This is a genomic window from Bradyrhizobium sp. CSS354, assembly GCF_029051725.1.
In the GTDB taxonomy this organism is placed as follows: domain Bacteria; phylum Pseudomonadota; class Alphaproteobacteria; order Rhizobiales; family Xanthobacteraceae; genus Bradyrhizobium.
Window position 1 is genome coordinate 23,134 of sequence record NZ_JAACFU010000014.1, and the last position, 13,086, is coordinate 36,219.

10 protein-coding genes are annotated in these 13,086 nt (G+C 63.7%); 7 read left to right on the plus strand and 3 right to left on the minus strand.

The genetic code is table 11. From position 1 onward, the window contains the following. Positions 1–27: 27 nt before the first annotated feature. The 6 genes from metG (at position 28) to GWG67_RS27910 (ending at position 6,704) form a co-directional block, all read left to right on the plus strand. The gene (gene metG, locus GWG67_RS27885) at positions 28–2,013 is read left to right on the plus strand and encodes a methionine--tRNA ligase (protein ID WP_275172551.1); all 1,986 of its coding nucleotides are present in this window, start codon (positions 28–30) and stop codon (positions 2,011–2,013) included. Between the two features lie 13 nt (positions 2,014–2,026). Further along, the gene (locus tag GWG67_RS27890) at positions 2,027–2,803 is read left to right on the plus strand and encodes a TatD family hydrolase (protein ID WP_275172552.1); all 777 of its coding nucleotides are present in this window, start codon (positions 2,027–2,029) and stop codon (positions 2,801–2,803) included. Between the two features lie 13 nt (positions 2,804–2,816). Then, the gene (locus tag GWG67_RS27895; RefSeq protein ID WP_275172553.1) at positions 2,817–3,614 is read left to right on the plus strand and encodes an MBL fold metallo-hydrolase; all 798 of its coding nucleotides are present in this window, start codon (positions 2,817–2,819) and stop codon (positions 3,612–3,614) included. A gap of 165 nt (positions 3,615–3,779) precedes the next feature. Continuing rightward, positions 3,780–4,373 (plus strand): TRAP transporter small permease, encoded by a 594-nt coding sequence (locus tag GWG67_RS27900; RefSeq protein ID WP_275172554.1) that lies wholly within the window; start codon positions 3,780–3,782, stop codon positions 4,371–4,373. A gap of 2 nt (positions 4,374–4,375) precedes the next feature. Continuing rightward, positions 4,376–5,689, plus strand: a complete 1,314-nt coding sequence (locus GWG67_RS27905) for a TRAP transporter large permease (protein ID WP_275172555.1) — start codon at positions 4,376–4,378, stop codon at positions 5,687–5,689. A gap of 37 nt (positions 5,690–5,726) precedes the next feature. Beyond that, on the plus strand, positions 5,727–6,704 hold the full coding sequence (locus tag GWG67_RS27910) for a TRAP transporter substrate-binding protein (protein ID WP_275172556.1): 978 nt from the start codon (positions 5,727–5,729) through the stop codon (positions 6,702–6,704). Positions 6,705–6,791: 87 nt separating this feature from the next. Here the strand turns inward: GWG67_RS27910 and GWG67_RS27915 are convergent, their stop codons facing one another. The 3 genes from GWG67_RS27915 to GWG67_RS27925 are packed head-to-tail and all read right to left on the minus strand — an operon-like array spanning position 6,792 to position 11,389. Continuing rightward, positions 6,792–8,441, minus strand: coding sequence for an acyl-CoA synthetase (locus GWG67_RS27915; RefSeq protein ID WP_275172557.1), 1,650 nt, complete (start codon positions 8,439–8,441; stop codon positions 6,792–6,794). Between the two features lie 23 nt (positions 8,442–8,464). Further along, complete coding sequence (locus tag GWG67_RS27920) at positions 8,465–10,354, minus strand: TRAP transporter large permease subunit (RefSeq protein ID WP_275172558.1); 1,890 nt, start codon at positions 10,352–10,354, stop codon at positions 8,465–8,467. A 15-nt stretch (positions 10,355–10,369) separates the two neighbouring features. Continuing rightward, positions 10,370–11,389 (minus strand): TRAP transporter substrate-binding protein, encoded by a 1,020-nt coding sequence (locus GWG67_RS27925; RefSeq protein WP_275172559.1) that lies wholly within the window; start codon positions 11,387–11,389, stop codon positions 10,370–10,372. Between the two features lie 456 nt (positions 11,390–11,845). Between GWG67_RS27925 and GWG67_RS27930 the strand changes: the two genes are divergently transcribed. After that, on the plus strand, positions 11,846–13,042 hold the full coding sequence (locus GWG67_RS27930; RefSeq protein WP_275172560.1) for a Xaa-Pro peptidase family protein: 1,197 nt from the start codon (positions 11,846–11,848) through the stop codon (positions 13,040–13,042). Positions 13,043–13,086: the final 44 nt, after the last annotated feature.

Sequence of the window (13,086 nt, forward strand, 5' to 3'; positions counted from 1 at the left end):
TTCGAGAAGCCGGTAAAGGAATTCGTCGTGGCAACGCGAGCTAAGAAAATCAACAAAGGCAAGAGCGGCAAGAAGAAGGCTGCGAAGGCCGTGAAAGCGCGGGCGCGCAAGGTTGCCAAGAAGGTCGAGAAAACCGCAAAGACCAAAAAGACGACCGCCAAGAAAGCGGTGAAGAAAGCCGTGAAGAAGAGCGCTGCGACGACGGCAAAGAAGGCCGGCAAGAAGGCTGCGAAGAAGCAGGTCGTTGCAAAGAAGGCGGTGAGGACAGCGACCAAAAAGCCAGCCAAGACTTCGGCGAAAAACAAGGCTCCGGCGAAGAAAGCGGTCAAGAACGCAAGGGTGGCTGCACCGCACGTGACCGCAGCACCGGCTCCTGTCGCCACGCCGTCGAAAATTGCCAAGCCCAAAGCCCCGCGCGCACCGAAGTCCATCGCAGCGCCGCAGACCACCACGCCCGCGGTCGCCCCCGCACGCGACAACGTCTTCTACATCACGACAGCGATCGCCTATCCCAATGGCAGCCCGCATATCGGCCACGCCTATGAGGCAATCGCGACCGATACGTTGGCGCGGTTCGCGCGACTCGACGGCAAGGACGTGTTCTTCCTGACCGGCACCGATGAGCACGGCCAGAAGATGGTCCAGACCGCGGCCAGCGAAAAAATGTCCGTCTCGGAGCTCGCGGCCCGCAATGCCGGCCGTTTTAAGCAGATGGACGAGCGCCTGAACGTCTCGTTCGACCGCTTCATCCGCACCACCGAGGAGCAGCATCATCGCTCCAGCCAGGAAATCTGGCGGCGCATGGAAGCGAACGGGGACATCTATGCCGACATCTATGCCGGCTGGTATTCCGTGCGCGACGAAGCCTATTACGCCGAGGACGAGACGCGCCTGAACGACGACGGCGTGCGGCTCGGGCCGCAGGGCACGCCGGTCGAATGGGTCGAGGAGAAGAGCTACTTCTTCCGTCTGTCGACCTATCAGGACAGGCTGCTCAAGCTCTACGAGACGCAGCCCAATTTCATCGGCCCCGACTCGCGCAAGAACGAGGTCGTGAGCTTCGTACGAGGCGGCCTGCGCGATCTCTCGATCTCGCGCACGACGTTCGACTGGGGCGTCAAGGTGCCCGGCGACGAAGAGCACGTGATGTATGTCTGGGTCGATGCGCTCACCAACTACATCACCGGCGTCGGCTTCCCCGACGAGGGCGACAAGAACTGGCGTTATTGGCCTGCCGACGTGCACATCATCGGCAAGGACATCATCCGCTTCCATGCGGTGTACTGGCCGGCTTTCCTGCTGTCGGCCGGGATCCCACTACCGAAGCGGGTCTATGCGCATGGCTTCCTGTTCAGCAGGGGCGAGAAGATGTCGAAGTCGGTCGGCAACGTGGTCGATCCCTTCAACCTCGCCGACCAGTACGGCGTCGACCAGATGCGCTATTTCTTTCTGCGTGAGGTGCCGTTCGGCCAGGACGGCAACTACAATCACGAGGCCATCGTCGCGCGCATCAATGCCGATCTCGCCAACGATCTCGGCAATCTCGCGCAGCGCTCGCTGTCGATGATCGCCAAGCAGCTCGGCGGCGTGCTCCCGGAGCCCGGCGAATTCAGCGACAACGACAAGGCGATCCTGTCACAAGCAGACGGCATGCTCGCGGCGTCCCGCGAAGCGATGGCGACGCAGCAAATCCATCACTGGCTCAATGCCGTGTGGGCCCTGGTGGCGGAAGCCAACCGCTATTTCGCAGGCGAAGCGCCGTGGGCGCTCGCCAAGACCGATCCTGTCAGGCAGAGGACGGTGCTCTACGTCACAGCCGAAGTCGTGCGCCAGATCGCGATCCTGGCCCAGCCGGCGATGCCGACGGCCTCGGGCTTGCTGCTGGACAGCCTCGGTATCCCCGAAGCGGAGCGCAACTTCGCCGCGCTCGGTGGGGCAACGCGCATCGCGCCCGGTACGACGCTGCCCGCGCCGACGCCGGCCTTCCCGCGCTACATCGAGCCGGCAGCCTAAAAGCGTTCACACGATGCTGGTCGACAGCCACTGCCATTTGGATTTTCCGGACTTTGCGGAGGATCTCGACGGGATCGTGTCGCGGGCGCGAGCGGCCGGCATCGGCCGCATGGTCACGATCTCGACGCGGGTGAAAAAGCTGAACCAGCTCTTGGCCATCGCCGAGCGCTACGATGACGTCTATTGCTCGGTCGGCACCCATCCGCATAACGCCGATGAGGAAGACGGCATCGCGCCGGACGAACTGATCGCGCTGACGGAGCATCCCAAGGTCGTCGCGCTCGGCGAAGCCGGGCTCGACTATTTCTACGACAACGGCTCGCCGGAGGCGCAGGCGAGGGGCTTTCGTGCTCATATCGCCGCCGCCCGCGTCACCGGCCTGCCGCTGGTGATCCACACCCGCGAGGCGGACGAGGATTGCGGCCGCATCCTTGAAGAGGAAGCTGCGAAGGGATCGTTTCGCGCCGTGTTGCATTGTTACACTGGCGGACGCGAGCTGGCGCTGAAGGCGGTGTCGCTCGGGCTCTATATCGGTTTCACGGGCATCCTGACCTTCAAGAAGTCCGAGACCTTGCGCGCGCTTGCGGCCGAACTCCCGTCCGACCGTATTCTGGTTGAAACGGACTCGCCCTACCTTGCGCCGGGCAAGTTCCGGGGCAAGCGCAACGAACCGGCCTATGTGGTCGAGGTCGCAAAAGTGCTTGCCGAAACACGTGGCGTGTCGTTTGACGAGATCTCGCGCCAGACAAGCGAAAACTTCTTTCGCCTGTTCTCCAGGGTGAAAGCTTAGAACTGGGAGCCGCATGACGCTGACGCTGACGATCCTGGGCTGCGGCTCCTCCGCCGGCGTGCCGCGCCCGGCACTCGGCTGGGGTGCCTGCGATCCCAACAATCCCAAGAACCGCCGTCGCCGCTGTTCGCTGCTGGTCGAGCAGACCTCGGGCGAGGGCACCACGCGTATCGTGATCGACACCTCGCCGGACCTGCGCGAACAATTGCTCTCGACCAACGTCGACCATATCGATGCAGTGTTCCTGACCCACGAGCACGCCGATCAGACCCACGGCATGGACGATCTGCGTTCGGTCGTCATGCACATGCGCCGGCGGATTCCGACCTATCTCAATCAGACGACTGCGAACGACATCATGTCGCGGTTCTCCTATTGCTTCGTCTCGCCGGCGGGCAGCGACTATCCGCCGATCCTGACGGCGCAGTCGATCGAGGCCGGGGAAAGCCAGACCATCCAGGGGAAGGGCGGCGCGGTGACGATGACGGCCTTCCTGGTGCAGCACGGCAACATTCCCGCGCTGGGCTATCGCATCGGCGATGCCGCCTATACACCCGACCTCAACGACATCCCGCGCGAGAGCTGGGGCGCCCTGGAAAATCTGGATCTCTGGATCGTCGACGGCCTCCGCTACACCAGCCACGTCAGCCATTTCAGCATCAACGACGCGTTGTCCTGGATCGAGCGTTTCAAGCCGAAGCGCGCCGTCATCACCAACATGACGGCCGACGTCGATTATGAGGTGATCCGGCAATCGCTGCCGGCGGGAGTGGTGCCCGCGTATGACGGGCTGCGGCTGGAGACGCGCTGAACCTGCGGTGGTAATTCCGGCGAGAGCCGGCATACTCCTTGCTTGCGCTAGCCCCATCATGTTGATCTAACGTCTGAAAGACAGGCGCTGGGCAGGGGCGATATTCATGCAGAACCGGCGCGCGACGTGCGATCGCCGGGACCGTCTGAATCGCCTCGTGTGAGGATGGGGATCGCGTTGGCAGGGGACGATGTCACGAGCCGGGGACCAGTGCGACGCGCGCTGGATCTCCTTTATCTCGGTGCGGGCTACGCCGCCGGGGCCTTCATGGTTGCGATCTTTGCAATCATGATGATCATGTCGATCGGGCGCCAGTTTGCGGTCAACATTCCCGCCGGCGATGATTTCGCCTCCTGGTGCATGGCCGCGATGGCATTCCTTGGTCTCGCTCACACCTTCAAGCGCGGAGAGATGATCCGCGTCGGCCTGCTGCTGGAGCGTCTTCATGGGCGCTCCAAACAGGTTGCGGAGGTCGTGGCCCTCGGTATTGCCGCCGCTTTCATCCTCTATTTCACCCGGCATGCCGTGCAGATGACCTACGATTCCTGGCGCTTCAACGACGTGGCGCAGGGCGTCGTCCCGCTTCCGCTCTGGATTCCACAGCTCGGGTTTTCCGGCGGACTCGTGATCCTCTCGATCGCGCTCATTGATGAAATGATCAGTGTCATCGGCGGCAACCGGCCGAGCTACGAGAAGGGCTCGCCGGACGAGACCCCGGACGAATTCATCGAGCGGATCTCACAGGGCGGCGGAGGTTGACGATGGCCAATCTCGGCATGATCGAACTGTCGTTTATTCTGCTCGGCGTCATGATCGTGCTGCTGGGAAGCGGCATCTGGATCGCGGTTTCGCTCGGGCTCGTCGGCTTCGTAGCGATGGCGCTGACCACGAGCCTGCCGCTCGGCTCGGTGCTTGCGACCACGACATGGAGCGCAAGCTCGTCATGGACACTGGCCGCGCTACCGTTGTTCATCTGGATGGGCGAGATCCTCTTCCGCACCAAATTATCCGAGGAAATGTTTCGAGGCCTGTCGCCCTGGGTTCAGTGGCTGCCCGGGCGCCTCACTCATGTGAACGTGATCGGCTGCGGCATCTTCGCGGCGGTGTCGGGCTCGTCGGCCGCGACCTGCGCGACCATCGGCAAGATCGCGCTGCCCGAGCTCGACAAGCGCGGCTACGACAAGGGCTTAAGTCTCGGGTCGCTCGCTGGCTCCGGAACGCTCGGCCTGCTGATCCCGCCGTCGATTCCGATGGTGGTCTATGCGGTCACGGCGAATGTCTCCGTGCTTCAGGTCTTCCTCGGCGGCTTCCTGCCGGGCGTGCTCGTGATGGTGCTCTATTCCGGCTACATCATCATCTGGTCGCTGCTCAATCCAAAAAAGGTCCCGCCGCGCGACCCGCCGATGTCGTTTCGCCGGAAGCTGCAGGAATCCGCCAAGCTCGCCCCATGCCTGCTTCTGATCCTGGCCGTCTTCCTGTCGCTCGTGTTGGGATTTGCGACCGCGACCGAGTGTGCCGCCTGGGGCGTTTCCGGCGCGCTGCTGCTGGCGTGGTGGAGCCGCACGCTCACACGCAAGAACTTCCTCGAAAGCATCATGAGCGCGACGCGCCTGACCTGCATGATCATGCTGATCCTGGCAGGCGCGGCCTACACGACCGCAGCGATGGCCTATACGGGAATTCCGGCAGCGCTCGCCACCTGGGTCCAGGGCCAGCACCTCACGCCGGGCATGCTCGCGCTGTATCTGAGCATCATGTACATCATCCTGGGATGCCTGATCGACGGCATCTCGATGATCGTCCTGACCGCCGTGATCGTGCTGCCGATGGTCAAGCAGGCCGGCCTCGACCTGGTCTGGTTCGGCGTCTATCTCATCATTCACGTCGAGATGGCGCAGATCACGCCACCGGTCGGTTTCAACCTTTTCGTGCTCCAGAATATGAGCGGGCGCGATACCTTGACCGTCGCCCGGGCAGCATTCCCTTTCTTCATCCTGCTGCTCGCGGCCGTGTTCATCATCACGGAATATCCGCAGATCGTGATGTTCTTGCCCAAGCTCGCTTTCCCAGACTGAGCGTACCGTTTTGAAATTGACTGTGAGGAGAAGTCCGATGATCTCTCGTTTATTCCGCGCATCCCTGATCGCCGGTGCCGTGCTGGCCGCGACGCCCGCATTGGCTCAAACCAAATGGAATCTGCCGGCAGCGTATCCAGCCGACAATCCGCACTCCGAGAACCTCGTCGCGTTCGCCAAGGACGTCGAAGCCGCGACATCCGGCAAGCTCCAGATCACGGTTCATCCCGGCGCCTCGCTGTTCAAGGCGCCCGACATCAAGCGCGCGGTGATGACCGGGCAGGCGCAGATGGGCGAAGTCTTGCTGTCGATCCACGAGAACGAGGATCCGGTGTTCGGGGTCGACGTCGTGCCATTTCTGGCGACCAGCTTCCCGGACGCCATGAAGCTGTATCAGGCGTCGAAGCCGTTGATTGCCAAGAAGCTCGATGCCCAGGGCCTCAAGTTGCTGTTCGTCGTGCCGTGGGCACCGCAGGGGGTCTATGTCAACAAGCCGCTCGCGACCATCGAGGACATGAAGGGCCTGAAATGGCGGGCCTACAATGTCGGGACCGCGCGCATTGGCGAACTGGTGGGCGCGCAGTCCGTCACCATCCAGGCCGCCGAGCTGCCGCAGGCGCTTGCGACCGGCGTCGTGAACTCCTTCATGTCATCAGGCGGCACGGGCTACGATGCGAAGGCATGGGAGTCGCTGAAGTACTTCTATGACGTGCAAGCCTGGATCCCGAAGGACTACACCTTCGTCAACAAGGCTGCGTTCGAGGCGCTCGACAAGCCGACCCAGGAGGCCATCCTCAAGGCCGCCGCGACCGCGGAAACCCGCGGCTGGAAGGCCTGGCAGGACAAGAGCACCTGGTACATCGACCAGCTCAAGGCCAAGGGCATGACGGTCGAGCAGCCGAGCCCGGCCCTGAAGGCCGGCTTCCAGAAGATCGGCGAACAGCTCACCGCCGACTGGCTCAAGAAGGCGGGAGCCGACGGCCAGGCGCTGGTTGAAGCCTACAAGAAGATGTGAGGACGGGGGGCTTGACCAACCCGACGTGGTTGAAATTGCGCAACGACTTCGCGGCGACATGCAAACGCCGCGGAGGTCGAGACAAGCTCAGGCCGAGATCGCCCTCGTCGATCCTGCTGCGTTGCGCAGCAGGAATTTCTGGATCTTTCCCGTCGACGTTTTCGGGATCGGCCCGAACACGACGGCCTTCGGCGTCTTGAAGCCGCTCATATGTGAGCGGCAGAAGGCGATGATGTCGGCTTCGCTCGCGCTTGCGCCGTCCTTCAGCTCGACGAAGGCGCAGGGCACTTCCCCCCATTTCGGATCGGGCTTTGCGACCACGGCGGCGAACAGCACGGCGGGGTGCTTGTAAAGGATGTCCTCGACCTCGACGGAGGAAATGTTCTCGCCGCCGGAGATGATGATGTCCTTGGAGCGATCTTTGATGATGACGTAACCGTGCGCGTCGAGCACGCCGAGGTCTCCGGTGTGAAACCAGCCGCCCTCGAAGGCTTCCTTCGTCGCCTTGTCGTTCTTGAGGTAGCCTTTCATCACGATGTTGCCGCGGAACATGACCTCGCCGATGGTCTCGCCGTCGCGCGGCACTTGCCTCATGGTCTGGGGATCGATGACGGTGACGGCTTCCTCGAGCGGGTAGGGCACGCCCTGCCGCCGCTTCAGGCTGGCGCGCTCGGCTGCGGGCAGATCATCCCAGCCAGGCTGCTCGGCGCATACGGAGGCGGGGCCGTAGACCTCGGTCAGGCCGTAGACGTGCGTCAGCTTGATGCCGATGCTCTCGGCGCCTTCGAGCACCGTGACGGGCGGCGCGGCACCGGCGATCAGGCCGACGACGCGGCGGGCGGCGCCGCCCTTCGGTGCATCAGGCGCGTTGATCAGCGTGTTGTAGACGATCGGTGCGCCGCACATGTGGGTGACGCCGTGCTGCTTGATCAGCTCGAAGATCTTCGTCGGCTCGACCTTGCGCAGGCAGACATTGATGCCGGCAGCCGCCGCAATGGTCCACGGGAAGCACCAGCCGTTGCAGTGGAACATCGGTAGCGTCCAGAGATAGACCGGATGCTGGCCGAGTTGGCCCGCGAGGATGTTGCTGACGGCATTCAGATAGGCGCCGCGATGATGGGTCACGACGCCCTTGGGATTTCCCGTGGTGCCAGACGTGTAGCTCAGCGCGATCGCGTCCCATTCGTCCTTCGGCGGGATGGCGGCGAAATCGGGTTCGCCTTGCGCAACGGCGGTCTCGTACTCGATCTCGCCGATGCGCCTGCCGCCCTTAAAGGCGGCGTCGTCGACGTCGATCACGAATGGCTTCGGTCCGGTCATCTGCGCGAGCGCATCGGTGATCACGCCCGAGAATTCCGGATCGACCAGAATGATCTTTGCGCCGCCATGGTCGAGCTGAAATGCGATCGATGGCGCATCGAGCCGGATGTTCAGCGCGTTGAGCACGGCACCCGTCATGGGGACGGCGAAATGCACCTCGTTCATCGCCGGAATGTTCGGCAGCATCGCCGCGACGGTGTCGCCGACGCCGATGGCCTTGCCGGCAAGATACGAAGCAAAGCGCTTGCAGCGCTCATGCGTCTCCCGCCAGGTGAAGCTGCGCCCCTCGTAGACCGTGCTAACGTGATCGGGATACACCGCGGCGCTGCGCGCGAGGAAGCTCAACGGGCTCAGCGGCACGTAGTTGGCGGGCGTCTTGTCGAGACCGATATTGTACTGGTTCTGCCGCTCGCTCATCGACACCTCCCTCACGCGCCGGCTTACAGGAATCCGATCGAGATCCACGGAAAGACGGCGACGACGATCAATCCTACCAGCAGCGCCAGCAGATAGCCCCAGATCGGCCTGATGCCTTCGGCCGGATCGACGCGGCCGATGGCGCAGGCGGCATAATAGCCGACGCCGAAGGGCGGGGCGAATAGCCCGATACCCATGGCGAGAATGATCACCATGGCATAGTGCACCTCGTGCACGCCGACCGCACGCGCAATCGGAAACAACAGCGGCCCGAACAGCACGATCGCCGGGATGCCCTCCAGCACGCTGCCGAGGATGGTGAAGGCCAGGATCGAGACGGCGATGAAGGTCGCTGCGCCGCCGGGCAATCCGGTCATGGCGGACGCCAGCGAGCGCGAGAACCCTGATTGCGTCAGGCCCCAGGCCATGCCGGTGGCCGTGCCGATGATCAGCAGGATCGCGCCCGACAGCGCGGCGGTCTCGACCAGCATCGGAAACAGCCGCCGCCAGTCGAAGCGGCGGTAGACGAGGAGGCCGACCAGGGCGCCATAGACGATGCCGATGGTGGAGACTTCGGTGGCGGTCGCGATGCCTTCGACCACGGCGTAGCGGATCACGAAGGGCAGCGCGAGCGCGGGCAGGGCGATGACGAAGGTCTTGCCGATCTCGCCGCCTGTGGCGCGGCGGACATGGCTCATGTCCTCGTGGCGGTAGCGCCACCACACCAGCATGCACAGCGTAATGGCGAGCACGACGCCGGGCAGGAGGCCGCCGGTGAACAGCGCGGCGATCGAGACGCCGGTGACCGATCCGATCGTGATCAGCACGAGGCTCGGCGGAATGGTTTCGGTCTGTGCGCCGGTGGCCGCAAGAAGCGCGACAAGATCGCCGGGCTTGGCGCCGCGCTGCTTCATCTCCGGGAACAGCACGGGCGCGACCGCAGCCATGTCGGCCGCCTTGGCGCCGGAAATGCCGGAGACCAGGTACATCGCGCCGACAAGGACGTAATGCAGTCCGCCGCGGACATGGCCGAGCAGGCTCGCCAGGAACGCCACCATGGCCCGTGCCATGCCCGTCATTTCAATCAGGAGTCCCAAAAATACGAACAGCGGCACCGAGAGCAAAATGAGGTGGCTCATGCCCTCGTCCATCCGCCCGACCAGCACCATGACCGGTGTGCGCGTGGTCAGTGCCAGATAGCCGAAGATGGCGAGCCCGAAGCCGAACGCGATGGGAACACCCGCGAAAACGCAGAAGCCGGCGACGCCGACGAAGAAGATGACGAGGTTGAGATTGCCGAGCGGCCGCAGATAAGGCTGCGCCAGCCAGAACAAGCCTACGACGACAGCCACGGACACCGCGGCCGTCAGCACCATGCGGTAATCGGCTGCGCGCAGCAGCCGCAACAGCGCGAACACCGCCATCAGGCAGATGCCGGCCGGCAGCGCCGCGGCGCGCCACATATTGGATATCTGCAGCGCCGGCGTGGTGATGAAGCTTTCCTCGTAGGCGTAGTCCCAGGACGGCCAGACGATCAGCGCGAGGAAGGCCATCGCCGCGCAGGTCGCCACGAGATCGAGCCAGGCCCGCGTGGCCGGCTTGGTGCTGGCGACGACCGCGGTCATGCGCATGTGCTCGGAACGGCGGAACGCGACCGCCGCTCCGAGCATGGCAAGCCACAAGAACAGGATCGAGGCGAGCTCGTCCGACCAGATCAGCGGCCGGTGCAGGCCGTAGCGCGCGACTACGCCGGCAAACAGGATCGCGATCTCGGCGACCACCAAAATGGCCGCCGGGATTTCGACGAGGAGGCCGAGTGCGCGCTCCGTCGAGGCCAGCAAGGAAGGTCGGCGAGGGGACTGAACAGTCGCCTCGCCCGCCACTCCGCTCACCTGGACCTCGATATGAGCCATGACGGCTCCAACGCGTTAAGACAGCTTGCCGACGGCCTTTTCGAGCAGATCCCAGGCCTGGTCGCCATATTTGCCCTTCCACTCGGCATAGAAGCCGGCGGACCGCAGCTTGTCGCGGAATGGCGCGACCGCGGGCTGGTTGAAGGTCAGGCCCTTGGTCGCGAGCTCCTGCTGGAGATTGGCATTGAGCTTGGCGGTGTCCTCACGCTCCCTGAGCGCTGCGGCATTGATGTTCTTGGCGACGATGGTGCGCACATCCTCGGGCAGGCTGCTCCACGCCTTGCGGTTGGCCAGGAACCAGAAGCCGTCCCACATGTGGTTGGTCAGCGAGCAGTATTTCTGCACTTCGTAGAGCTTGGCGGTCGAGATGATCGCCAGCGGGTTCTCCTGGCCCTCCACGATCCTGGTCTGCAGCGCGGAATAGACCTCGGCGAAGTTGATCGAGGCGGGCGCCGCATCGAACGCCTTGAACATCGAGGTCCACAGCGGCGACACCGGCACGCGGATCTTGAAGCCCTTGAGATCGTCCGGACCGGTGATCGGCTTGCTCGACGACGTGGTCTGGCGGAAGCCGTTGTCCCAGATCTTGTCCATAACCTCGAGCCCGGCCTTCTTGATCTCGCCGCGGACGAAGGCGCCGAGATCGCCGTCCATGGCCTTCCAGACCGTGCCGTAGTCCGGGAACGCGAAGCCGATGCCGTTGATTGAGGCCGCCGGCACCAGGGTCGACAGGATCAGTCCCGACAGCGTGAAGAACTCGACGCCGCCGGACCGGATCTGGCTCAGCATGTCGGTGTCGGACCCGAGCTGGTTGTTCGGGAAGATCTGGAGGTCGAACTTGCCGTTGGTCTCGGCCTTGATCGCCGCAGCCATCTCCTTGGCGCGCACGTTCAGCGGATGGGTGTCTGGCAGGTTGTTGGCGTATTTATAGGTAAACTCGGCGCTCTGGGCGCGGGCCACATGGGGCGCACTGAGGCCGCCCAGGACCGCGGTCGCGGCGGAGGCCTTGAGAAGCGTGCGGCGGGAAAAGCTCATGGGTCTGCTTCCTCGGAAAGTTTGTTGTTGTTCTGAGATGCAAACCTATACGGACGGAAGGTCAGAAGGTCATCTGCGATCTCGCGAAGCCTCGCTTATTGCAGCCGGACATCGTCACGGCAATATCGGCTTTCGGAGGCATGGACCCGATTCAAAAACGCGAAAACAACCCCATGCACAGTAGCCGTCGAAAGCCGCGACGACGTGCGACGGCTGGGCCGGAAGAGGACGTGGAACGAAGGTGCAGCGAGAGGAATTCAAGCTAAACAACTGATCTGATTGTATATAAAGATATTCCATAATATACCTTATGCGAATCATGGATATGGCTGTGCAGATCAGGCCAGATAAATCCACACCTACCCAGAACCCCTCTCTCGGCTCACACTTGCCATCAACAATCCCCGGGCAAACCGACGCAGCGGTTGAGGCCACGGCAGCATTTGGAGGTTCGTCATGCAGGAGAACGTCGCCCGCGCAGACCGCTCGCGGGCCATTCCATTCGATGCCGCCAAACTCGACCGTCTGATGGAGGCCGCCGGCCTCGACGTCCTGGTCGCGACCTCCAAGCACAATGTGCAGTACCTGCTGGGTGCCGAGCGCGCGATCTTCTTCGACTACATGGATGCGCTTGGCGTCAGCCGCTATCTGCCGGTTCTGGTCTATCCCAAGGGCGCACCGGAGCACGCGGTGTATGTCGGGCACCGGCTGGAGACCCACCAGCGTGCCGTGGCGCCGCCTTGGGTTCCGCAGGTTCGGACCGAGTCCAACGGCTCGGTCGATGCCATCACGCGGGCCGTCAGCCTAATCCGCGACGCCGGCGTGGCCCTGAAACGGGTCGGGGTCGAGATGGCGTTCCTGCCGATGGATGCGGGCCGGGCGCTCAGTGACGCCCTGCCCGGCGCCGAGCTCAAGGACGCACTGCTGGTGCTGGAGCGGCTGCGCGCGGTGAAGTCGGCGGACGAGCTCGCCAAACTCAAGACGGCGTCCGAACTGGTGATCGCCTCGATGCTGGCGGTGATCGCCGGGCACGGGCCGGGCACGACCAAGCAGCAATTGTCGGACGCTTTGCAGATCGCCGAAGCCAATCGCGGGCTGACCTTCGAATACTGTCTGCTCGCCTGCGGCAGCAGCCACAACCGGGCGCCGTCGGCGCAGCGTTGGGAGCAAGGTGACGTGCTGTCGCTGGATTCCGGCGGCAATTATCACGGCTATATCGGCGATCTCGCGCGCATGGCCGTGCTCGGCAACCCGGATGCTGAGTTGAAGGACTGTCTGGCCGAGATCGAAGCCGTCCAGCGCGCCGCCTTCGCGGCGGTCCGGCCCGGCGCCATGGGCGGTGACATCTACGTCGCGGCCGAGCGGCAGCTCGCGAAGATCAGCCAGCGCGACTGCACGGAGTTTTTGGCCCACGGCATGGGCCTCGTCAGCCACGAGGCCCCTCGCCTGACCGCCAAGGGCCCGATCCCCTACGACGACACCGACGCCCGGCTGCCGCTCGAAACGGGCATGGTGGTGTCGATCGAGACCACGATGAAGCATCCGAAGCGCGGGTTCATCAAGCTCGAGGACACGGTCGCGGTGACGGCGACGGGGTATGAGATCTTTGGCGAAGGTGGTCGTGGGTGGAATCTCGGCGGCAGCGCGCTGTAGGCTGGCACCACCCACCGCGCTCACAGCAGACATCTCGCCCTCTG